A 23,038-nucleotide genomic window follows, 5' to 3' on the forward strand; every position below is an offset into this window, starting at 1 on the left:
ATAGAGTAATGAACAAGCTGAATATTACCGACGACTAATACGCCTTGGTTTATGCGTTATCAGGAATATATTTTATGGATATCTTTATTAAGCTCTTTTCGGGTATTGGTACCTTTTTTATTGAAGATCCCAAAATAGCCATTGCGCGAATATTATTAATCATTCTGGGTTTTATCCTGGCGTGGATGGGTTTTCGCCGCACCCTCGAACCGCTGATTATGGTGCCGATGGGCTTAGGCATGATTGCCGTTAACGCCGGGGTACTGTTTCTCGCCGGCGGGCAAACCGGCACCTTAATTCTCGACCCGATGGTCAGCGACCCCGTTGAGCTGGTCAACATCATGCAGATTAACTTCCTGCAGCCGGTTTATAACCTGACCTTCAGTAACGGTCTGATCGCCTGTATCGTTTTCTTCGGCATCGGCGCGATGAGCGATATCAGCTTTATTCTGCTCCGCCCCTGGGCCAGCATCATCGTTGCGCTGTTCGCCGAAGCGGGTACCTTCGCCGCGCTGCTGCTGGGAATAGAAGTATTTGGCCTCCCGGCTAACGAAGCGGCTTCTATTGCGACCATCGGCGGCGCGGATGGTCCGATGGTGCTCTTCGCCTCCTTGATTCTGGCGCCGAATCTGTTTGTCCCCATCGCCATTATCGCCTACCTGTATCTGAGCCTGACCTACGCCGGCTATCCGTATCTGGTGCGTCTGCTGGTACCGAAAAAGTACCGCGGGATGGAAGTGGATATCGAATATCCCACCGTATCCAAAAAAGCGAAGTTTATCTTCACCATCTGCGCCTGCCTGCTGCTGTGTCTGCTGCTGCCGGTCGCCGCGCCGCTGATCCTCTCTTTCTTTCTCGGGATCGCGATTAAAGAAGCGGAGATCGAACCGTTCCAGAAGCTGCTTGAGACCACCCTGACTTATACCGCGACGCTGTTTCTCGGCCTCCTGCTCGGCACGCTGTGCGAAGCGCAAACCATTCTCGACCCGAAAGTCGGCATCATTCTGGTTCTCGGTATTGGCGCGCTGGCTATATCGGCAATCGGCGCCCTGCTCGGCGGCTGGTTTATCTGGCTTATCTCGAAAGGACGCTACAACCCGGCCATCGGCATCGCTGGGGTTTCGTGCCTGCCGACCACCGCCAAAATCGCGCAGAAAGAAGTCAGCCATGAAAACCCCTATGCCGTCATTCTGCCGCTGGCGATGGGCGCAGGCGTCAGCGGCCTGATCGTTTCGGCCATCGCCACCGGGGTCTTTATCTCCACGCTATTCCTGCTGAAATAAGGGAGTAAAAACATGCTTAAAGAGCACAACTGGCATCAACTTAAGGATGACACGGCGCAGCGCCTGAAGCTGCTGGCTCCGTATTTCCGCACTGGAAAGATCGTCGATGCTAACGATACCGTCGCGGTGCTGGAGGCGGCGATCCGCAGCTTTGATCGCGTCAATATTGAAGGTAACAATCAGAAGCAGGCCGACTTTCTCGCCGAATGCCTGTGCAAAGTCGACCCGCAAAAAATCTCTGGCCTGCATATGGTGCAGTCGTCCGTGCCGCTCAGTTCGCACCTCGATTTGTTCGAGAAGGGCATTGCCGAAAAGCTCGACTTCGCCTACGCCGGCCCGCAGGATGGCCGCCTCGCGCAGCTTATTCAGCAGGGTAAGATCAAACTTGGCGCCATCCATACCTACCTTGAGCTGTTCAGCCGCTATTTTGTCGATCTCACGCCGCGAGTGTCGTTAATCACTGCTTTTGAGGCGGACAAAGACGGCAATCTCTACACCGGTTTTAACACCGAAGATACGCCGGTGATCGCCGAAGCCACCCATTTTCGCCAGGGGATCGTCATCGCCCAGGTGAACAAGATTGTCGATAAAGTACCGCGCGTCGATATTCCCGGCGACTGGGTAAATGCGGTTATTGAAGCGCCGCGCCCATTCTACGTTGAACCCCTGTTCACTCGCGATCCGGCGTTGATCACCGATACCCACGTGCTGATGGCGATGATGGCGCTCAAAGGCATTTATGCCGAATACGGCGTCGAGCGCATTAACCATGGCATCGGCTTCTTCACCGCCGCCATTGAGTTGCTGCTGCCCACCTACGGCGAAGAGCTGGGGTTAAAAGGCAAAGCCTGTACCCACATGGTGCTGAACCCGCACCCGACGCTGATCCCGGCGATCGAGAGCGGATGGATCCAGTCCGTTCACTGCTTCGGCGGCGAACTGGGTATGGAAAAATACGTCGCTGAACGCCCGGACGTGTTTTACATCGGCCAGGACGGCAGCCTGCGATCGAACCGCGCCTTCGCCCAGGCCGCCGGGCACTACGCGCTGGATATGTTTATCGGCGGCACGTTGCAAATCGATAAGTACGGCAACAGCAGCACCGCCACAGCCAGCCGCGTTTCCGGTTTTGGCGGCGCGCCGAATATGGGCTGCGATGCCAAAGGCCGTCGCCACGTAACCCGCTCCTGGCTTAAGTGCGGAGAAGAGTTCAACGCCACTCAGCAGCAGCTTATTGGCGAGATGCCGCGCGGCAAACGCCTGGTCGTCCAGATGCAGGAGACCTTTCGCGAGAAGCGCCAGCCTGCCTTCGTTGACAAACTGGATGCCTGGAAACTGGCGGAAAAAGCCGGTCTCGCCCTGCCACCGGTGATGGTTTACGCCGATGACGTTACCCACGTGCTCACCGAAGAGGGGCTCGCCCACCTGCACCGCTGCGAAGGGCTGGAGCAGCGGATGGCGGCCATTCGCGCCGTCGCGGGCTACACCGATATCGGCCTCGCCGCCGACCCAGCGCAAACACAAGCGCTACGCGATGCAGGCATTGTGCAAACGCCGGAGGATTTAGGCATCGACAGACGCCGCGCCAACCGCCAGATGCTGGCGGCGAAGAGTATTCGCGATTTGGTCGAGTGGTCCGGCGGCCTGTACAACCCTCCTGCTCGATTCCGTAACTGGTAAGGGAATAGCAAATGGCTCTACATCAAATATCACATCATTTCAGCGGCAAAAGCGACCGTCCGTCTCTGCCGCGCACCGTGCACTGCGGCATCGTCGGTTCCGGCGATCTGGAAGTGTTACTGGAACCGAAAACCCTGGCAGGCGGAATCGACATCAGCATTTGTACGCCGGTCACCGGCTTCGACGCTATCTGGGAAATCGTCCTCACCCGTTTTCTCGATAATGGCCCGCTGGGCGATATGCAGGTCAGCATTAACGATAATAGCGCGACGCCCGCCGTCGTGGCGCTGCGACTTCAGCAAGCATTACAACAGGCCATGCCGGGAGAAAACCATTATGAATGATCTGCGCTTTCTGGAAGCCAGCGCCCGCGAGCGCGCCAAAGGTCTGGTGGATAAAGGCACATTTACCGAGCTGATCGGCCCGGCGGCAAAATGGATCAGCCCCCACCTGCCGGTACTGGGCGAAGCCGTGGAGTTCGATGATGGCATGGTCACCGGAGTTGGCCTGCTCGGCCAGCACCCGACCATCGTCATCTCTCAGGAAGGCCGTTTTATCGGCGGCTCCGTTGGCGAGGTTGGCGGCGCAAAGATGGTTGGCGCGCTGATGCTGGCGGATAAGCTGGCAGCACAGACTCACGACCCGGCACGCCGCCCAATCGTGCTTATCTCGTTTGAAACCGGCGGCGTACGCCTGCACGAGGCCAACGCCGGGCTGCTGGCGCACGCCGAGTGCATGGATATGCTGCAAACCCTGCGCGGCCGCGTACCGGTCGTCGCCCTGATCGGCAGCAAGATCGGCTGCTTCGGCGGTATGGGCTTTGTCGCCGCCGCGACCGACCTGATCGTCATGAGCGAATCAGGCCGTCTCGGACTTACCGGCCCGGAAGTCATTGAGCAGGAGATGGGCCGAAGCGAATTCGACGCCTCCGATCGCGCACTGGTGTTCCGCACCACCGGCGGCAAGCACAAATATATCGTCGGCGACTGCAACTACCTGGTTGCCGATTCGCTGGCCGCCTTCCACCAGCAGGCTTCACTGATTGCCGACCTGCCGTGGTCTGAGATTGAAGCGATGCGCCGGATCGGCAGCGAGGCGAAAGTCCGCACCCAAATGGCGCTGACGCAAAAAATCAACGAGCTTGCTCCCGTCGATGCGCGCGATGTCTGGGCTGCGGCAGGAAATTCAGCGCCGCAATCGCTGGTTGATATGGATCTGGAAACCTTCCTGAGCAATGTCCAACGCCTGTCCGTGGAGGAAGCATAATGGAAAATTTACTTGGCCAGGGGCGCGCCGCTATCGACCTGATTGTCGATGAGGGCAGCTTTGCCGAAAACGCGCTGGCGGGACTCAATCTCCCCTGCGACGACTACGGCCCCGGCGCGGTGGTTGGCAGCGCACGGATTAACGGCGAAATCTGCACGACGATCGCCAACGACGCCATGACCTTCAACCCCCGCTTCCCCGTCGTCTACGCGGGCGTTATCGGCCTGGAGGAGGGGTATAAAATGGCGCTGGCGGTCTACCGTACGCTGGCGATGGATAAAGACAAACCGGCTGCCGAAAAGCGTCCGCTGGTGCTGATTGTCGATACGCCAGGGAATGGGCCGGGCAAGCTGGAAGAGATTATCGGCATGAATAAGGCCACCGGCGCGTATCAGCTGGCGCTGGCCGAAGCACGCCATGCAGGGCACCCGATCGTCGCCATGGTCATTGGTCGCGCAATAAGCGGCGCGTTTCTCTGCCACGGCCTGCAGGCCGACCATATTCTCAGCCTGACCTCGGAATTCGGCACCATGATCCACGTGATGCCGCTCAGCAGCATCGCGCGCATTACGCGTCAGGACGTCGAGCGCCTGAGCGAACTTGCCCGCAGCAACCCGGTGTTTGCGGCGGGACCAGAGTTCTTCTGGCAGCTAGGCGGTGTTGAAGAGCTGGTGAAAACCATCCCGGCAATGAAAGAGACCATCGCCCGACACATAGCTGAAGTGCGCCGGCAAAAAGCGGCCGCGGGTATCCCATCGACTGGCCCACAAGGTCGTGGAGTCTCCGGCGAAGAGCGAGGCGGCAGAAAAGCGCGTGGCGTCATTCTGGCGCAAATGCGCGAAGAGTACCAGCACGTCGCGGCGCGTTATCAGCCCGGCTGAGCCAGGGAGAAGAGCAAAATGAACGATCCCATCGCCACGCTTGAATGGCTGCTTGAGGCCCAGCCCGGCATTCCCTCTCTGGAGGAGATGCCGTGCCGGACGCTGGATGATAAAGGCATTGCCGGCCCCACGGCTGCGCACGTGATTGAAGAGATCCATACGCCGCTCAACCTGGCGCTGGTGACCTTTACCACCGGCAGTAGCGCGTTTCAGAATATCGTCGGCGTCACGCACAACGAACTGGCGCTGCGCACCGCCGCCGGAAAGCGAGCGCTGGCAGCATGTGGCGTAACCGCAGGGCAGCTGGTGCTGGTGACCTACGCGCCGCTGGTCAACGTGTTTACCCACCAGGCGCTGGATGAGAGCGGCCTTCGCTGGTCGTTTTTATCCCGCTCCTGCCGGGATGCGCTGCTGATCGCCCTGTGCCGGCATCCGCCGGACGCGGTGGTGGGTGAGTCCTCTTTTTTACGCGCCACCCTGGAGCAGGCGCTGAAGATGGGCCTGGAGCACAGGCTAGCGAAAAAGCTGACGCTGATCGTGGCGGGTACGCCGCTGGATGAAGCGCTGGTTCCGCTGGCAGCTTCGCTGGGTTATGCACTGCACGATATGTATGGCTGTCAGGAATTCGGCTGGCTGACGCTTGATGGCATCCCGCTACGCGAAGATATTTCGCTGGTTCCCGCTCCACAGGGCGGAGACTGGCGGGAAGCGATCGTCGGCGGTTTACCAACCGGCGACAGCTTTCCCGTCGCCGCCAGCGGACATCTCTGCAATCCGCAGGGCAAAATCCAGACCTGGAAGCGCCAGCGCACCACGCCGGAATACGACATGGTGGTCATGGCGACCACCGCGCGGTATCGGGAGATCGTGGAGCGCACCGCCCGGACGATTTTGCGTATTAAGGGACGCGTTTGCCACGTGTCAACGCAGCTGATAACCGAGGCCACGGCCACCCATATCCGCCTCTGGCCAAAGTCGGTTCCCGGCGAATGTACCGCAGGCGTTGCGCCCATCGATATTATCGGTCCGCAGGCAACGGCCCAGTTTGACGCTCTGCTGCAGTCCCAACGGGATTTACAGCAGCAGGCGAAAAACGATCCTGCCTGGTGTAAAGCGCGATGACCGCCCTGCAACGACATACCCTATGCTGGCTGGAGCCTTCGGCGCTGAATGAAATCGCGGCGCAGCTGGAGTGTGAATTCAGCCACCTTCCTGCCGTACTGCGGCAGCAAACGTGGGAATATCTGCTCAGCGGATCGCTACCGGGCATCGTACGTCGCGGCTTGCGGAGTGAGAATCGTGTTCCCCTTGGGTTCTGTTTCCCACTGCGCTGGCAAGGTCAGCGAGTGCGTCTGGCCACTGAAGCGGCGTTATCAGCGATAACCCGTTACTCAACGCCAGAGCAAACGGCATCGCTCTCCATTGCAGAGCGTACTAATGCGATACGCGCATTCCATGCCTTGCGACAGGCATGGCGCTGGCACGGGCTCCGGCTCGGGGTCTGGGGTTCGGTGGCGCTGGAAATGGTCACGCCGTGGCAGTGGAGCGATACCCACTCAGATCTGGATATTCGCGTTATTCCCACCGCGCCAGGCGAACTCAAAGCATGCTGGGCCTGTTTACGTCATACCGAAGAGCAATTTCAGTTACGTATTGATGGCGAGATTGGTTTAGCTGATGGATACGCAATCAATATCAAAGAGTGGTTCAGCGGAAGCGCAACTCTGCTGGCTAAAGGTGAGAATGATGTTCAATTAAGATCGCGACAGCAGGTCACGGCAGCAATAAGAACATAACTCTGTTTAATATATCAAAAAGGAATCTAATATGTCTGAAGTTAAATCAAAAGTTCCGGGTGTGGTCGATGAAGTAAAAGCCTCTGCCGGAGATAAAATTGAAAAAGGCCAGGTGGTGATTGTGCTCGAAGCCATGAAAATGAAAATGCCGGTCGCCTCGCCGGAGGCGGGTATAATAAAAACTCTGGCGCTCAATACCGGAGACCGCGTCAACCCAGGCATGGTGTTATTTGAAATTATTGCAGAGTAAAGTGAGTCAACACGCATTTAATTAAAAAAACAATGCGACATTCTATTGTGAGATTATTTCTATGTTAATGTCATATCAGTAAGCATTTTGCTTGCTGATATGATAAATCATAGTGACTGAGCAAACCTGTGTTCTTACGAATGTCCGCAAATAAAAACGCGCTATGCTAAAAGCCGCTGATTTATTTTTTGTCATTTCTCCAACGCGGGCATTATCAACCCGCTTTGTGTAATTCGCTTTTAGTATGGATAGACAAAGAGAAACATCATGATTATTTACGGATTGATGTTAATGGGAATGTGCATGTTCGCCGGGCTAATCGTTGGCGATCTTCTTGGCATGGCGTTGGGTATTTCCGCCAATATCGGCGGCATCGGCTTCGCGATGCTGTTTTTAGTTATCGTGTCACAAAAATTAGTGGATAAAGGATTGCTCTCAAAGCCTGCAGAACAGGGAGTAGGTTTCTGGAATGCAATGTATATCCCGATTGTCGTCGCCATGTCGGCAAACCAGAACGTTATCGCCGCCCTTAAAGGCGGTCCGGTCGCATTGATTGCCGGCGTTGGCGCCGTTTTTATTGGTTTTCTGCTGATTAAACCTTTGAGCAAAATCGGCGGTCACGGCCATCAGGAAAGCTCCACCGTTAGCGAGGAGTGTAAGTAATGGAACAGCTGACAAAGATTTTAACCGGTAGCTTCACCAGCAACGGTTTGATTACCGCTTTTGTCGTGGTGGGTATCGTATGCTGGGCCGCAAGCTGGATCTCAACACATCTGCTTCGCGGCAAGATACACAGCTCAGCTATTGCCATCGTCGCCGGATTGCTGCTGGCCTGGCTTGGCGGGGAACTGACCGGCGGTAAAAAAGGTCTGGCCGATATCAGCCTGTTCAGCGGTATTGCGCTGATGGGCGGCGGTATGTTCCGCGATTTCGCCATCATTTCCACCGCCTTCGGCGTTAAGCTTGAAGAGCTGAAAAAAGCCGGTATGGCCGGCGCGCTGGCGCTGGTTATCTCGACGGTGCTCTCTTTTTATCTCGGAGCAATTGTCGCCTGGGCTTTTGGCTATACCGACGCCATCAGCATGGCGACCATTGGCGCGGGGGCCGTAACCTTTATCGTCGGCCCGGTAACCGGCGCAGCGCTTGGCGCAAGCTCGGATGTTATCGCGCTGAGCATCGCCGCTGGCGTGATTAAGTCTATTGCCGTCATGATCTTAACGCCGCTGGTAGCGAAAGCCGCAGGCCTGAACTCGCCTGCCGCCGCTATAGTCTACGGCGGGCTAATGGGCTCCACCAGCGGGGTCGCCGCGGGTCTGGCGGCCACGGACCCGAAACTCGTTCCCTATGGCGCAATGACGGCAACCTTTTATACCGGCCTTGGCTGTCTGCTGGCCCCTTCGGCCCTCTATCTCTCTTTAACCCCCTTCTTTTAATGACGATCGCCTGCTGTTATGCAGCAGGCGCAAGGGATGTTCAATGTATTCATTTCAGCGCATGAAACCAGGGCAAATCGCGCTTCTGGCCTCACTTTGTACGCAAGAAGACGAAGATAATTTTCGCCAGAAGCTGTTAGCGGATAAGCCCGAACATAAGGTGGGTTTTGTTTTTATGACCGGGACGTCGGATGAATTAAAAAATAAGCTACAGCGCTGTATCATCGGCTGCGCGTTTAAGCATCAGATAATTACGCGCCAGGAGTCGGCCATTTTTACGTTATGCCAGGTCAGCCACCAGGCACTGACCCATGCTTTAGCAAACAGCATCAACGGCGACCGGATGAGAATCAAGATAGCCTTAGTCAGTAATCCAAAGTGGCTTGCCGTCGCTATCTACGGCGAAAGCGTGGTCTATCAGCGATTGAGTCATGAGCTTATGGGGTTTTCTCTGTCTCGCTTTTCTCCATCATAAGCTGTCTGGCGTACATACGGCACTCGGCTAGCAAAGACAGCAGACCCGGATGATTTTCCTGACTACGTGGGAAAACCAGCGAAATTTCCTGTTCCATTCTATAGGGCTCCTGCAGCGGCAGCAGACGAATGCCGTTACTAAACAGGCCGCTCATCCGCCCCGGGATTAAGGTATAGCCCATGCCGGCGTTCACCATACTCATCAGTGAAAAAACATCATGTACCCGGACGGTGATGTCGGGCGTAAATCCAGCAATCTGAAAGGCCTCCTGAAATCCTCTCCAGGTCGCGAAGCCTTCGCTCAAGGCAATAAACTTTTTATTTTGCAGATGCCGTAAATCTACGGGGGTCGATAAGCTATCCGCTTCGGTTACCGGAACCGCAAGGTAGATGGAATCAGAGAATATGGTCCATGTCTCAAATAACTGGATGTTGTAATCATCGGGAGTCGATATCAGAACCGCATCAATCTTCTCTTCATTAAGCGCTTCTAATAATTTTTTATTAGAATTCATGATAAATTCAATGGTCAGTTCCGGGCAGCGTTTTTTCAAACCCTGAACAATTTGCGGTGCAGTTTTTAACACTAACGAATAAAGTAGCCCTAACCGTAAAACCTGAGAATGGTACCCCGAAGCCTTGCGAGTAAGATAAATACAGCGTTCCAATGCATTAATGACTTCCCGCGCTTCCTTTTGCATAACCCATGCGCCAGGTAAAGGATAAAGATTGCGGCCATTATGGGTAAACAAAGGACAGCGTAAATTATCTTCCAGCGAATGAAGCGCGCGATGAACGCTAACGGATGAAATGTTCATTAGCTCTGCAGTTTTTGATATGTTCATCGACTCCATATAGCTAAGGAAAATCTCGAGCTTCCGCAGAGTAATATCGTTATTCAGCATATAAATATTCCCTTATTCAAGACAATATTTATAGTAAGAGAAATAAAGAAAATATTTTTTGAGCCAGATCGTTAAATCTGGCTCAGCGGAAAATTCAATTATTGATAGGTGGGTAATACATTAAAGCTCGACAGGAAATGCACAATCACGTTACCCAGACCAAACAGCAGGACCAAAGCAATCATCGGCTTTCCGCCCCAAACGCGAAACAATGGGCTACCAAAACGTTTACGCGATGCGCGAGCCAGCAGCGCTGGTACGATTGCCGCCCAGATGGTCGCTGCCAGACCCGCATAACCGATCGCGTAGAGGAACCCGTTCGGCCACAGCAGGCCGCCCACCATTGGCGGGAAAAAGGTGAGAATCGCAGTTTTAAAGCGTCCCAGCGCGGAGTCGTCGAACCCGAACAGATCCGCCAGATAATCAAACAGGCCGAGCGTCACGCCAAGGAATGAGCTGGCTACGGCAAAGTTTGAGAAGATCACTAACAGCAGATCCAGACTCCGGCTATTCAGTACCCCGCTGAGCGCCTGGACCAGGACATCAATATTGCCCCCCTTCTGCGCGATACCGATAAACTCCGGACGAGGGATATTGCCCATCGTCACCAGCAGCCACACTACGTACAGACCCAGCGCCAGCAGCGTGCCGTAAACCAGGCATTTAACGATAGTGCGCGGATCCTTACCGTAGTACTTCATCAGACTCGGCACGTTGCCGTGATAACCGAAGGACGCGAGGCAGAACGGCAGCGTCATCAGCAGATAGGGCATATACGAGGCATTTTGTTCAGCCACGTTAAACAGGGTGCTCGGCTGGACGTGTCCCAACAGGCTGCCAAAGGTCAGAAAGAAGGTAATGACCTTAGCTCCCAGCACAATGGCCGTCATGCGGCTCACCGCTTTGGTACTCAGCCAGACAATAAACGCCACCAGCAGGGCAAAACCAAAACCTGCCGCCCTTGCCGGTATGTTCAGCGACATTTCGCTAAACGTATGGTGCAGGATCGAGCCGCTGGCAGAGATATAGGCGTAAGTCAGAATATAAAGTACAAAGGCGATCGACACGCCGTTAAGCAGATTCCAGCCTTTGCCGAGCAGATCTTTCGTAATAGTATCGAAGCTCGAGCCAATCCGGTAATTCAGGTTCGCTTCGAGGATCATTAACCCGGAGTGAAGCATACAAAACCAGGTAAAAACCAGCGCCGCCAGAGACCAGAAGAACCACGCGCCGGACATCACAACCGGCAGTGAGAACATGCCCGCCCCAATAATCGTCCCGCCAATAATCACTACGCCGCCAAACAAGGACGGTCGGGTTGCCGTAGTGGTAAGTGTCGCCATTTGCCGAAATCTCCAGTCGAAAATACTTTTGTTGTTATCAACGTGACGCACTGTACCAGTACACGAGTACAAAGAAAATAAAAAAAAGCCCCAATCGTTGAGATCGGGGCTGTATCGTTTACTTTACGTTAGCGGAAACGCTAATTATGCATCGCCACCGAAACGACGACGACCTGCGGAGTCATCGCGACGCGGAGCTGAAGCATCATCGCGGCGCGGCGCGCGGCCGCCTTCACGACGTTCGCCGCTGAAACGACGACCTTCACTACGACCGCCTTCGCGACGCTCGCCGCCGAAACCACGGCCTTCACGACGTTCACCGCCGCCGAAGCTACGACCGCCTTCACGACGCTCTCCGCCGCCACGACGTTCGCCGCTGCGCTCAGGACGCGGCTGAGCATCACCCAGCAGCTGCATGTTCATCGGCTTGTTCAGGATGCGGGTACGAGTAAAGTGCTGCAGCACTTCGCCCGGCATACCTTTCGGCAGTTCGATGGTGGAGTGAGAACCAAACAGTTTGATGTTACCGATGTAACGGCTGCTGATGTCGCCTTCGTTGGCGATTGCGCCAACGATATGACGAACTTCAACACCGTCATCACGGCCCACTTCAATCCGGTACAGTTCCATATCGCCAACGTCACGACGTTCACGCTTAGGACGATCTTCGCCGCTGCGTTCAGGACGATCGCCGCGCGGGCCACGGTCGTTACGGTCGCCACGACGCTCAAAACGATCGTCACGGTCGCGGAACTCGCGCTTAGGACGCATAGGCGCATCCGGCGGCAGGATCAGCGGACGTTCGCCCTGAGCCATTTTCAGCAGCGCTGCGGCCAGCGTTTCCACGTCCAGCTCTTCACCTTCGGCAGACGGCTGGATTTTCGCCAGCAGCGCGCGGTACTGATCCAGATCGCTGCTTTCCAGCTGCTGCTGAACTTTCGCGGCAAATTTTTCCAGGCGACGTTTACCCAGCAGTTCTGCGTTCGGCAGTTCAACTTCCGGAATGGTCAGCTTCATCGTGCGTTCGATGTTGCGCAGCAGACGACGCTCGCGGTTCTCAACGAACAGCAGCGCGCGGCCAGCACGACCCGCACGACCGGTACGGCCGATACGGTGAACGTAAGACTCAGAATCCATCGGGATATCGTAGTTAACCACCAGGCTGATACGCTCAACGTCCAGGCCACGGGCCGCAACGTCGGTCGCAATCAGGATATCCAGACGACCGTCTTTCAGACGCTCCAGGGTCTGCTCACGCAGGGACTGGTTCATGTCGCCATTCAGCGCAGCGCTGCTATAGCCGCTACGCTCCAGCGCTTCGGCAACTTCCAGGGTCGCGTTTTTGGTACGAACGAAGATAATCGCCGCATCAAAATCTTCCGCTTCCAGGAAACGCACCAGCGCTTCGTTTTTACGCATACCGTAAGCAGTCCAGTAGCTCTGGCTGATGTCCGGGCGAGTCGTTACGCTCGACTGGATGCGCACTTCCTGCGGCTCTTTCATAAAGCGGCGGGTAATACGACGAATCGCTTCCGGCATGGTAGCGGAGAACAGAGCGGTCTGATGACCTTCCGGGATCTGCGCCATAATCGTTTCTACGTCTTCGATGAAGCCCATGCGCAGCATTTCGTCAGCTTCATCCAGAACCAGACCGCTCAGCTTAGAGAGATCCAGCGTACCGCGTTTCAGGTGGTCCAGCAGACGACCCGGGGTACCAACAACAATTTGCGGTCCCTGACGCAGCGCGCGCAGCTGCACGTCATAACGCTGGCCGCCGTAGAGGGCAACCACGTTTACGCCGCGCATATGTTTAGAAAATTCCGTCATTGCTTCAGCAACCTGTACCGCCAGTTCGCGGGTCGGCGCCAGCACCAGAATCTGCGGTGCTCTCAGCTCAGGATCAATGTTGTTCAGCAGCGGTAAAGAGAACGCTGCGGTTTTACCGCTACCCGTCTGGGCCATACCCAGAACGTCGCGGCCGCCCAGCAGATGCGGAATGCACTCAGCCTGGATCGGAGATGGTTTTTCGTAACCCAGATCGTTAAGCGCTTCAAGGATGGGAGCCTTCAGGCCCAGATCTGCAAAAGTGGTTTCGAATTCAGCCATGTAGTACGTGTGCCTCAAAATTAATGGCGGCCAGTCTACATAACTCATCGTGAAAATTTACGGTAATTTTCATTGAAAAGTGTGAACCGGCTCAAAGTAGGTGTATTAACGAACAACAACGCCCTCACCCGCAAAGGTGATGGCAATCAAAAAAAGGCTGATGTGTTCGTCAGCTATTGCTGGTCCGATTCTGCCAGGTCATCTTGCTCCTGGCCCAAGAGCGATAATTCCAACAATGCGTATCGGTGCTCAACGTAGTTATGAACGTTGTTTGCGACCGCCAGTTTGAACAGTGCCGTAGCGCTGTCCTTGTCCCCCAGACTTAGGTAGTACTTACCTAAATAGAAGTTGGTTTCACTGAGATGCTCAGCGAGCGAGGTGTTATCCGTTGCGTCTGCCTTCAGGCGGGTCATTAGCTCTTTTTCGCTAATGTCGCCAAGGTAGAACCCGACAATGTTCCATCCCCATTGTTCTTTATCCGACTTGTCTAAGCGCTGTCTCAGTGCTTCAAGCGCCTGCTTCTCATTGAGCTGACGCTCAGCGAGATAAAGCCACAGGCTTCGGAAAGGATCATTGGGATCGTCTTGATAAAACGCCAGCAGATCATCTTGCGCTAACTTAGCACGACCGCCGTAATACAGGGCGATGCCGCGATTTAAGTGCGCGTAGTTGTAAGTTGGATCAAGCTCAAGTACAGAATCAAACGCTTCATAGGCAGCATCAAAATTGCCTGCCTGCGTTAAATAAATGCCTAAGTAGTTGAATACTTCAGGCATATCCGGTCGGATTGCCAGCGCTTGTGAAAAATCATTTCGCGCTAATGCCCTCAGACCGAGACTATCATACAACACTCCGCGCTCATATAAAAGCTGTGCGCGTTCGTCATCGGTTAAAGCCCGACTGGCAAGAATTTGTTCCATGCGCGCCAGAATCACTTCTTGCTGCAAAGTCGGTTGCAATGGCACCGCGAGGACTGCGTCCTTACGCCAGGCAGAGTTGCTGCATCCTGCCAGCGTGAGAGCTGTCGCCACGAAACACCAGCGCAAAAAAGGCTTCATTTCCCACTCCCGAAGACAACGATTGGATGAACGTCCAGTTCCCCGGCTGCAAACAGGGCGTCCTGCCCGTAATGCGCCCTCCGCTATGCGGAGGGCAAACGGCAACCTTACTCGCCCTGCTGTTCGGCAGCCGGAGCTTCCGGCGCAGCCGCAGGCTGAGTTTGTTCAGTTGCTTCTTTGATGCTCAGACGGACACGGCCCTGACGGTCAACTTCCAGTACCTTAACCGGCACTTCCTGACCCATCTGCAGATAGTCGGTCACTTTCTCAACGCGCTTGTCGGCGATTTGAGAGATGTGGACCAGACCTTCTTTACCGCCGCCAATGGCAACAAACGCGCCAAAGTCAACGATGCGGGTCACTTTACCGTTATAGATACGGCCAACTTCGATCTCAGCGGTGATCTCTTCGATACGACGAATCGCGTGCTGCGCTTTGTCGCCGTCGGTTGCCGCGATCTTCACGGTACCGTCGTCTTCGATTTCGATAGTGGTGCCGGTTTCTTCGGTCAGCGCACGAATAACGGAACCGCCCTTACCGATGACGTCTTTAATTTTGTCCGGGCTGATTTTGATCGTGTGGATACGCGGTGCGAATTCAGAGATATCGCCGCGCGGCGCGTTAATCGCCTGTTCCATCACGCCCAGGATGTGCAGACGCGCACCTTTAGCCTGGTTCAGAGCAACCTGCATGATCTCTTTGGTGATACCTTCAATTTTGATATCCATCTGCAGAGCAGAGATACCTTCGCGGGAACCCGCTACTTTGAAGTCCATATCGCCCAGGTGATCTTCATCGCCCAGAATGTCAGACAGTACGACGAAGTTGTCGCCTTCCTTCACCAGACCCATTGCGATACCCGCAACGGCGGCTTTCACCGGCACGCCTGCGTCCATCAGCGCCAGAGAAGCGCCACAGACGGAAGCCATGGAGGAGGAACCGTTAGATTCGGTGATTTCAGAAACCACGCGAACGGTGTACGGGAACTCTTCGATAGTCGGCATAACGGCCAGGACGCCGCGTTTAGCCAGACGACCGTGACCGATTTCACGACGCTTCGGAGAACCAACCATTCCCGTTTCGCCTACGGAGTACGGAGGGAAGTTATAGTGGAACAGGAAGGAATCCGTGCGCTCGCCCATCAGCTCATCGATGTTCTGCGCATCACGTGCGGTACCCAGCGTCGCGGTAACCAGCGCCTGAGTTTCGCCACGGGTAAACAGTGCGGAACCGTGGGTACGCGGCAGAACGCCGGTACGAACGTCCAGACCACGAATCATATCTTTTTCACGACCATCGATACGCGGCTCACCGGCCAGTACGCGGCTACGAACCACGTTTTTCTCGATTGCGTGCAGGATTTCACCCAGTTCGTTAGCGTCCAGGGATTCATCTTCCGCAACCAGGGTTGCGATAGTTTCAGATTTGATCACGTCAACCTGAGCATAACGCTCTTGTTTGTCGGTGATACGGTAAGCATCGCTCAGGCGAGATTCAGCCAGCGCGGCAACGCGCGCGTTCAGCGCCGCATCAACCACTTCCGGCTGCCAGTCCCAACGCGGTTTACCGGCTTCTTTCACCAGGTCGTTGATGTTCTGAATAACAACCTGCTGCTGGTCGTGACCAAACACAACCGCGCCCAGCATCTGGTCTTCGCTCAGCAGTTCAGCTTCGGATTCAACCATCAGTACTGCGGCTTCGGTGCCTGCAACAACCAGATCCAGTTTGCTGGACTTCAGCTCTTCCTGGGTCGGGTTCAGCACGTACTGGTCATTAATATAACCAACGCGAGCGGCGCCAATTGGGCCGTTGAACGGAATACCAGACAGGGACAGGGCTGCGGAAGCACCAATCATCGCGACGATATCCGGGTTAACCTGCGGGTTAACGGAAACCACGGTCGCAATAACCTGAACTTCGTTGACAAAACCTTCCGGGAACAGCGGGCGAACCGGACGGTCAATCAGACGCGCGATCAGGGTTTCGCCTTCGCTCGGACGGCCTTCACGACGGAAGAAACCACCCGGGATTTTACCTGCAGCGTAGGTACGCTCTTGATAGTTAACGGTCAGCGGGAAGAAATCCTGGCCTGGTTTCGCTTTTTTCTGGCCCACAACGGTAACGAATACCGCGGTGTCATCCATGCTAACCATAACGGCGGCAGTTGCCTGGCGCGCCATCATGCCGGTCTCCAGGGTTACGGTATGTTGGCCGTACTGGAATTTACGAACGATCGGATTAAGCAAAATTCTATCCTTATATCTATAGATGATGTCAAATCCACGATAAGACATCGTATGACCCGATCTTCTGCATCCTCGCGACTAATGACAACCTTTACCCGCCCCTGCGAGTCAAGCCTCTCATTAGCCGCGCGAACCTCTGCATGAAGATCATTAATAGCAACAATACATGAGTTTTTAATGAATTGCTGCCGCCCGGTCGAAAAAAGGGGCCGTGAGGCCCCTTCTTCTGAAACTCGCAGAATTAGCGACGCAGACCCAGACGCTCGATCAGCGCAGAGTAACGTGCAACATCTTTACGTTTCAGGTAGTCGAGCAGTTTACGACGCTGAGAAACCATGCGCAGAAGACCACGACGGCTGTGGTGATCTTTTTTGTGCTCTGCAAAGTGACCCTGCAGGTGGTTGATCTGTGCAGTCAGCAGTGCAACCTGAACTTCAGTAGAACCGCTGTCGTTTTCGCCACGACCGAACTCAGAAACGATTTTTGCTTTAGCTTCAACGCTTAGAGACATTTTCGAACTCCAAAATTAAAAGAAAGAAAGGGTGCCGATCTCTAATTCAGCAACCCCTGATATAACGCCCGCAAATGTTAAATCACTTTGGCGAGCGTTAAGCGGCGATATTCTACTCGCAGCAGCCTTTTATCGCAAGGAAAGCGCTCAGGCAGGGTATTCAACCACCAGACGACGAGGCGCAACGCGGCCTTCATCATCAATTTCCCCCATACCAAGAAACTTCTCTTCCGCACCTTCCGTGACGCGAACCAGTCCCTGCAGCGGCGCGCCCGATGTACGAATCGGGTTACCGTTTTTAAAGTAGACGGCTGAGGTTTCCGGAATATTAATCAACGGGTAATCCGAAGCCGGACTGTCCATCGGCATCAGCAGCGGGTCCAGCAGCTGGGCGGCGGGAATATCCTGCGCATTGGCCTGTTCGACCAGCGCCTGCAGCTGCTCCAGCGTCACCATTCGTTCGACAGGATATTTACTGACCGCCAGGCGACGGAGGAAAGTGACGTGCGCGCCGCATCCTAGTTTCTCGCCTAAATCATCAATAATCGTGCGAATGTAGGTGCCTTTCGAGCAGTGGATTTCCAGCTCAAGCTCGCTACCCTCATGACGAATAAATAGCAGTTCGTATACCGTAATCGGCCGGGATTCACGCGGTACTTCAATCCCCTGTCGGGCATATTCGTACAGCTTTTTCCCCTGGTATTTCAGCGCCGAATACATCGAGGGTATCTGCTGAGTTTCGCCGCGGAAGCCGTCAAGCGCGGCTGCCAGCTGCTCTGGGCTAAAAGTCAGCGGACGCTCTTCCACCACCTGACCATCGGCATCAGAGGTATCGGTGCGCTGTCCGAGCTTTGCAATCACGCGGTAGCGCTTGTCAGAATCGAGCAGATACTGGGAAAACTTTGTCGCTTCCCCGAGGCAAATCGGCAGCATACCGGTCGCCAGCGGATCCAGCGCCCCCGTGTGCCCTGCCCGGTTGGCATTATAAAGCCGTTTGACTTTCTGCAACACGTCATTGCTGGATGCGCCTTGCGGTTTATCCAGCAACAGAACGCCGTGCACATCGCGGCCGCGACGACGAGGACGACTCATTAGTCCTCCTTGCTGTCGTCCGGGTTCACACGACGCTCATCGTCATGTTTCACCACGCTGGTCACCAGATTCGACATGCGCATCCCTTCGACTAACGAATTATCGTAGAAAAACGTCAGTTCCGGCACGATACGCAGGCGCATCGCTTTGCCCAGCAGCGAGCGAATAAAACCAGACGCTTCCTGCAAAGCCTTGATGCCCGCTTTCACGGCGGCTTCGTCTTTATCGTTCAGGAAGGTCACAAACACTTTGGCATAGGCCAGGTCGCGGGACATTTCAACGCCTGAAACGGTCGTCATCATGCCCAGACGCGGGTCTTTAATTTCGCGCTGCAGGATGATTGCGATCTCTTTTTGCATCTCCTGGGCCACGCGCTGCGGGCGACCAAATTCTTTCGCCATAATAAATTCTCCAGACAAATAAGGGGGCCACGCGGCCCCCTTTAATTTTGTATAACCGGGTGGCGCTGCGCTTCCCCGGCCTACTAAACGATTAATCGATGGTACGTTGAATCTCGATGATTTCGAACACTTCGATCATATCGCCGACGCGAACGTCGTTGTAGTTCTTAACGCCGATACCACATTCCATGCCGTTACGGACTTCGTTTACGTCATCTTTGAAGCGGCGCAGGGATTCCAGCTCGCCTTCATAGATAACCACGTTGTCGCGCAGAACGCGGATTGGGTTGTGACGCTTAATCGTACCTTCGGTGACCATACAGCCCGCGATGGCGCCGAATTTCGGCGATTTGAACACATCACGCACTTCAGCCAGACCGATGATCTGCTGTTTCAGTTCCGGAGACAGCATGCCGCTCATCGCAGCTTTCACTTCGTCGATCAGATGGTAAATGACGGAGTAGTAGCGCAGATCCAGGCTTTCCGCGTCGATAACTTTACGCGCAGATGCATCAGCACGAACGTTAAAGCCAACCAGAATCGCGTTGGATGCGGCCGCCAGGGTTGCGTCGGTTTCGGTAATACCACCTACGCCGGAACCGATGATCTTCACTTTCACTTCGTCGGTAGACAGTTTCAGCAAGGAGTCGGAGATCGCTTCCACAGAACCCTGAACGTCCGCCTTGAGGACGATGTTCACTTCGTGAACTTCGCCTTCGGTCATGTTGGCGAACATGTTCTCCAGCTTAGATTTCTGCTGACGAGCCAGTTTAACTTCACGGAATTTGCCCTGACGATACAGCGCAACTTCACGCGCTTTCTTCTCGTCACGCACGACGGTCACTTCGTCGCCGGCAGCCGGTACGCCAGACAGGCCGAGGATTTCCACCGGAATAGATGGACCCGCTTCCAGCACTTCCAGACCCAGTTCGTTACGCATCGCACGAACGCGACCGTATTCGAAACCGCACAGGACGATGTCGCCTTTATGCAGCGTACCTTCGCGTACCAGAACGGTTGCAACCGGACCACGACCTTTATCGAGGAAGGATTCGATCACCGCGCCGCTCGCCATACCGTTGCGAACCGCTTTCAGCTCCAGAACTTCAGCCTGCAGCAGGATAGCATTCAGCAGATCGTCAATACCGGTACCGGCTTTAGCGGATACAGGGATGAACTGCGCTTCGCCGCCCCACTCTTCCGGCATAACGCCGTACTGAGAGAGCTCGTTTTTAACGCGATCAAGGTCCGCTTCCGGCTTATCGATTTTGTTCACCGCAACGACCAGAGGTACCTGCGCCGCTTTCGCGTGCTGGATAGCTTCGATAGTCTGCGGCATCACGCCGTCGTCTGCCGCCACGACCAGAACCACGATATCCGTCGCCTGCGCACCACGAGCACGCATAGAAGTAAACGCGGCGTGACCCGGGGTATCCAGGAAGGTGATCATACCGTTATCGGTTTCAACGTGGTACGCACCGATGTGCTGGGTAATGCCGCCCGCTTCGCCAGAGGCCACTTTCGTTGAACGAATGTAGTCCAGCAGAGAGGTTTTACCGTGGTCAACGTGACCCATGATGGTCACAACCGGTGCGCGCGGTTCAGCCGCAGCGCCGGTGTCACGGTCACTCATTACCGCTTCTTCCAGCTCGTTTTCACGACGCAGGATAACTTTGTGGCCCATCTCTTCGGCAACCAACTGCGCGGTTTCCTGATCGATGACCTGGTTAATCGTCGCCATGGCGCCCAGCTTCATCATCGCTTTGATGACCTGAGAACCTTTGACGGCCATCTTGTTGGCCAGATCGCCAACGGTGATGGTTTCGCCGATGATAACATCACGGTTAACCGCCTGAGCCGGCTTCTGGAAGCCTTGCTGCAGAGCAGAACCTTTACGATGCTTACCGCCTTTACCGCCGCGAACGGCCGCACGGGCTTCTTCACGATCGGCTTTCGATTCAGCGTGTTTGTTGCCTTTCTTAGCCGGGCGCGCTGCTTTCGCATTACGTCCACGGCCACGACCGCCTTCAACTTCACGATCGTTGTCGTCTTCAGCCTGACGCGCATGCTGAGAAGTCGTTACGTGATAGTCAGTGGTCTCTTCAGGAGTTTCTGGCGCTTCAGTCCAGTTCTTTTCATTTTCTTGAGCCATACGGCGTGCTTCTTCCGCTACACGGCGCGCTTCTTCTTCAAGTTTGCGGCGTGCTTCTTCTTCCGATTTGCGCTTGAGCTCCGCAGCTTCGTTTTCGCGGCGTTGCTTTTCAGCCTGGGCGGTTTTGGTCATATCGTCGGTTTGTTGATTGCTCACTTTGTCTTTTTCCGCGGCTTCACGTTTCGCTTTATCGGCGAGTTCACGTTTCGCTTGTTCTGCGGCCTCACGTTCAGCTTTTAATTGCGCCTCGCGTTTGGCTGATTCTTCAGCTTCACGACGGGCTTGCTCTTCCGCTTCACGCTGCGCCTGCTCTTCCGCGGCAAGGCGTTCGGCCTCTTGCGGATCGCGTTTCACAAAGGTGCGTTTCTTGCGGACTTCGATTTGTACCGATTTGCTCTTTCCACCGGTACCCGGAATATTTAACGTGCTGCGCGTTTTGCGCTGCAGCGTCAGCTTGTCGGGCGCCGAGCCGTGTTCACGGTTCAGGTGCGTCAACAAGGTTTGCTTCTCTTGCGCGGTCACAGAATCATCAGCCGATTTGCGGATCCCTGCATCAGCAAACTGCTGTATCAGGCGATCCACAGAGGTCTGAATCTCTGAGGCCAGCGCTTTAATGGTCACATCTGTCATGCTGTTCCTTCCTGCTACAGTTTATTACGCTTCGTCGCCGAACCAACAAATATTACGAGCGGCCATGATAAGTTCTCCGGCTTTCTCGTCGGTCAAGCCTTCGATATCAGCCAGATCATCAATGCCCTGCTCGGCGAGATCTTCCAGCGTACAAACACCACGGGCGGCCAGGGTGAATGCCAGAGCGCGATCCATACCTTCGAGATTCAACAGATCGTCGGCAGGTTTGCTATCTCCCAGGCTCTCTTCTTTGGCCAGCGCCAGCGTGGTCAGCGCGTTTTTCGCCCGCTCACGAAGTGCTTCAACGGTCGCTTCATCCAGACCGTCGATTTCCAGCAGTTCCTTCATTGGCACATAGGCCAGTTCTTCCAGAGTGGCGAAACCTTCTTCAACCAGCAGCGTGGCGAAATCTTCATCAATATCAAGATATTTAGTGAAGGTATCAATCGCTGCATGGGCTTCGGCCTGATGCTTAGCCTGGAGGTCGTCAACGGTCATGACGTTGAGCTCCCAGCCGCTGAGCTGAGATGCCAGACGTACGTTCTGACCGTTACGGCCAATGGCCTGCGCCAGGTTGCCCGCTTCTACTGCGATATCCATGGTGTGCTTGTCTTCATCTACCACGATAGATGCGACGTCAGCCGGAGCCATGGCATTAATCACGAACTGAGCCGGGTTATCGTCCCAAAGCACGATATCAATACGCTCGCCGCCCAGTTCAGTCGAGACAGCCTGAACGCGCGCGCCGCGCATACCGACGCAGGCGCCAACCGGATCGATACGCTTGTCGTTAGTTTTAACAGCGATTTTGGCACGAGAGCCAGGATCGCGTGCAGCCGCTTTAATTTCGAGAACTTCTTCACCAATTTCCGGTACTTCAATGCGGAACAGTTCAACCAGCATTTCCGGCTTGGAGCGAGTCACGAACAGCTGCGCGCCGCGCGCTTCCGGACGAACTGCGTACAGTACGCCGCGGATACGGTCACCCGGACGGAAGTTCTCACGAGGCAACATGTCTTCGCGCAGGATCACGGCTTCAGCATTGTTGCCCAGATCCAGCGTAATGTTGTCGCGGTTCACTTTCTTCACTACGCCCGTGATGATTTCACCTTCGTGCTCACGGAACTGATCGACCACCATCGCGCGTTCGGCTTCACGTACTTTTTGTACGATAACCTGCTTGGCGGTCTGCGTAGTGATACGGTCAAAGGTAACAGATTCAATCTGGTCTTCGACGTAATCGCCAGGATTCATGCTTTCATCTTCGTAGCGCGCAGCTTCCAGCGTGATTTCGCGCGTCGGCTGGGTCACTTCTTCCACAACCAGCCAGCGACGGAATGTGTCGAAATCACCGCTTTTACGATCGATTTCTACGCGAACGTCGATCTCTTGCTCATATTTTTTCTTGGTAGCCGTTGCTAGCGCACTTTCCAACGCTTCGAAAATTTTCTCACGCGGCAGCGCCTTTTCGTTGGAAACGGCTTCAACAACAGCCAAAATTTCTTTGTTCATCGGGGCCTTTCACCTCAAT

22 protein-coding genes are annotated in these 23,038 nt (G+C 55.0%); 11 read left to right on the top strand and 11 right to left on the bottom strand.

All coding sequences use genetic code 11. The annotated features are described in order from the left end of the window. Positions 1-74: 74 nt before the first annotated feature. The 11 genes from madB to KCG39_RS15445 all read left to right on the top strand — a co-directional run bounded on the left by madB (position 75) and on the right by KCG39_RS15445 (position 9,064). Positions 75-1,283, top strand: a complete 1,209-nt coding sequence (madB, locus tag KCG39_RS15395; RefSeq protein WP_004125613.1) for a Na+-transporting malonate decarboxylase, carboxybiotin decarboxylase subunit — start codon at positions 75-77, stop codon at positions 1,281-1,283. Between the two features lie 12 nt (positions 1,284-1,295). Beyond that, positions 1,296-2,963 carry a malonate decarboxylase subunit alpha gene (gene mdcA / locus KCG39_RS15400; protein ID WP_049112250.1) on the top strand — a complete coding sequence of 556 codons (1,668 nt, stop codon included), beginning with the start codon at positions 1,296-1,298 and terminating at the stop codon, positions 2,961-2,963. Between the two features lie 11 nt (positions 2,964-2,974). Then, positions 2,975-3,307, top strand: coding sequence for a malonate decarboxylase acyl carrier protein (gene mdcC, locus KCG39_RS15405; protein WP_004125618.1), 333 nt, complete (start codon positions 2,975-2,977; stop codon positions 3,305-3,307). Further along, positions 3,300-4,229: a biotin-independent malonate decarboxylase subunit beta gene (locus KCG39_RS15410; RefSeq protein WP_049112248.1), complete on the top strand. Its 930-nt coding sequence runs from the start codon at positions 3,300-3,302 to the stop codon at positions 4,227-4,229. Before mdcC ends, KCG39_RS15410 begins: the two co-directional genes overlap by 8 nt. Next, positions 4,229-5,110 carry a biotin-independent malonate decarboxylase subunit gamma gene (gene mdcE / locus KCG39_RS15415; protein ID WP_004125628.1) on the top strand — a complete coding sequence of 294 codons (882 nt, stop codon included), beginning with the start codon at positions 4,229-4,231 and terminating at the stop codon, positions 5,108-5,110. Before KCG39_RS15410 ends, mdcE begins: the two co-directional genes overlap by 1 nt. Positions 5,111-5,128: 18 nt before the next feature. After that, complete coding sequence (locus KCG39_RS15420) at positions 5,129-6,232, top strand: acyl carrier protein (protein WP_142468346.1); 1,104 nt, start codon at positions 5,129-5,131, stop codon at positions 6,230-6,232. Continuing rightward, a complete protein-coding gene (gene mdcG / locus KCG39_RS15425) occupies positions 6,229-6,906 on the top strand; it encodes a malonate decarboxylase holo-[acyl-carrier-protein] synthase (RefSeq protein WP_087828338.1) in 678 nt (225 codons plus the stop codon). Before KCG39_RS15420 ends, mdcG begins: the two co-directional genes overlap by 4 nt. Before the next feature lie 31 nt (positions 6,907-6,937). Continuing rightward, positions 6,938-7,156 (top strand): acyl-CoA carboxylase biotin carboxyl carrier protein subunit, encoded by a 219-nt coding sequence (locus tag KCG39_RS15430; protein ID WP_004125634.1) that lies wholly within the window; start codon positions 6,938-6,940, stop codon positions 7,154-7,156. 267 nt (positions 7,157-7,423) lie between these two features. Then, positions 7,424-7,819, top strand: coding sequence for a malonate transporter subunit MadL (gene madL / locus KCG39_RS15435; RefSeq protein ID WP_049112244.1), 396 nt, complete (start codon positions 7,424-7,426; stop codon positions 7,817-7,819). Continuing rightward, a complete protein-coding gene (madM, locus tag KCG39_RS15440) occupies positions 7,819-8,589 on the top strand; it encodes a malonate transporter subunit MadM (RefSeq protein ID WP_004139827.1) in 771 nt (256 codons plus the stop codon). The genes madL and madM overlap by 1 nt, the downstream gene beginning before the upstream one ends. 43 nt (positions 8,590-8,632) lie before the next feature. Beyond that, positions 8,633-9,064, top strand: coding sequence for a HutP family protein (locus tag KCG39_RS15445; protein WP_004125640.1), 432 nt, complete (start codon positions 8,633-8,635; stop codon positions 9,062-9,064). Here the strand turns inward: KCG39_RS15445 and KCG39_RS15450 are convergent. The 11 genes from KCG39_RS15450 to nusA all read right to left on the bottom strand — a co-directional run bounded on the left by KCG39_RS15450 (position 9,027) and on the right by nusA (position 23,019). Continuing rightward, positions 9,027-9,968: a LysR family transcriptional regulator gene (locus KCG39_RS15450; RefSeq protein WP_004125642.1), complete on the bottom strand. Its 942-nt coding sequence runs from the start codon at positions 9,966-9,968 to the stop codon at positions 9,027-9,029. The two genes, KCG39_RS15445 and KCG39_RS15450, sit on opposite strands and share 38 nt — an antisense overlap. 98 nt (positions 9,969-10,066) lie before the next feature. Then, positions 10,067-11,311 (bottom strand): tryptophan permease, encoded by a 1,245-nt coding sequence (mtr, locus tag KCG39_RS15455; RefSeq protein WP_004125645.1) that lies wholly within the window; start codon positions 11,309-11,311, stop codon positions 10,067-10,069. 144 nt (positions 11,312-11,455) lie between these two features. Next, positions 11,456-13,417 carry a DEAD/DEAH family ATP-dependent RNA helicase gene (locus tag KCG39_RS15460; protein WP_004125646.1) on the bottom strand — a complete coding sequence of 654 codons (1,962 nt, stop codon included), beginning with the start codon at positions 13,415-13,417 and terminating at the stop codon, positions 11,456-11,458. Further along, the gene (yrbN, locus tag KCG39_RS15465) at positions 13,410-13,490 is read right to left on the bottom strand and encodes a protein YrbN (protein WP_085903200.1); all 81 of its coding nucleotides are present in this window, start codon (positions 13,488-13,490) and stop codon (positions 13,410-13,412) included. The genes KCG39_RS15460 and yrbN overlap by 8 nt, the downstream gene beginning before the upstream one ends. 100 nt (positions 13,491-13,590) lie before the next feature. Next, positions 13,591-14,475: a lipoprotein NlpI gene (nlpI, locus tag KCG39_RS15470; protein ID WP_004125647.1), complete on the bottom strand. Its 885-nt coding sequence runs from the start codon at positions 14,473-14,475 to the stop codon at positions 13,591-13,593. A 107-nt stretch (positions 14,476-14,582) separates the two neighbouring features. Continuing rightward, positions 14,583-16,721, bottom strand: a complete 2,139-nt coding sequence (pnp, locus tag KCG39_RS15475) for a polyribonucleotide nucleotidyltransferase (RefSeq protein WP_004125649.1) — start codon at positions 16,719-16,721, stop codon at positions 14,583-14,585. Between the two features lie 241 nt (positions 16,722-16,962). After that, a complete protein-coding gene (gene rpsO, locus KCG39_RS15480; RefSeq protein ID WP_002918244.1) occupies positions 16,963-17,232 on the bottom strand; it encodes a 30S ribosomal protein S15 in 270 nt (89 codons plus the stop codon). A gap of 147 nt (positions 17,233-17,379) precedes the next feature. Next, positions 17,380-18,324, bottom strand: coding sequence for a tRNA pseudouridine(55) synthase TruB (gene truB / locus KCG39_RS15485; RefSeq protein WP_004125653.1), 945 nt, complete (start codon positions 18,322-18,324; stop codon positions 17,380-17,382). Then, a complete protein-coding gene (rbfA, locus tag KCG39_RS15490; RefSeq protein ID WP_004106092.1) occupies positions 18,324-18,725 on the bottom strand; it encodes a 30S ribosome-binding factor RbfA in 402 nt (133 codons plus the stop codon). The genes truB and rbfA overlap by 1 nt, the downstream gene beginning before the upstream one ends. A 91-nt stretch (positions 18,726-18,816) precedes the next feature. Then, a complete protein-coding gene (gene infB, locus KCG39_RS15495; protein ID WP_004125655.1) occupies positions 18,817-21,507 on the bottom strand; it encodes a translation initiation factor IF-2 in 2,691 nt (896 codons plus the stop codon). Positions 21,508-21,531: 24 nt separating this feature from the next. Beyond that, on the bottom strand, positions 21,532-23,019 hold the full coding sequence (gene nusA, locus KCG39_RS15500; RefSeq protein WP_004125657.1) for a transcription termination factor NusA: 1,488 nt from the start codon (positions 23,017-23,019) through the stop codon (positions 21,532-21,534). Positions 23,020-23,038: the final 19 nt, after the last annotated feature.

The sequence above is a fragment of the Klebsiella pasteurii genome (genome assembly GCF_018139045.1).
GTDB classification, from domain to species: domain Bacteria; phylum Pseudomonadota; class Gammaproteobacteria; order Enterobacterales; family Enterobacteriaceae; genus Klebsiella; species Klebsiella grimontii.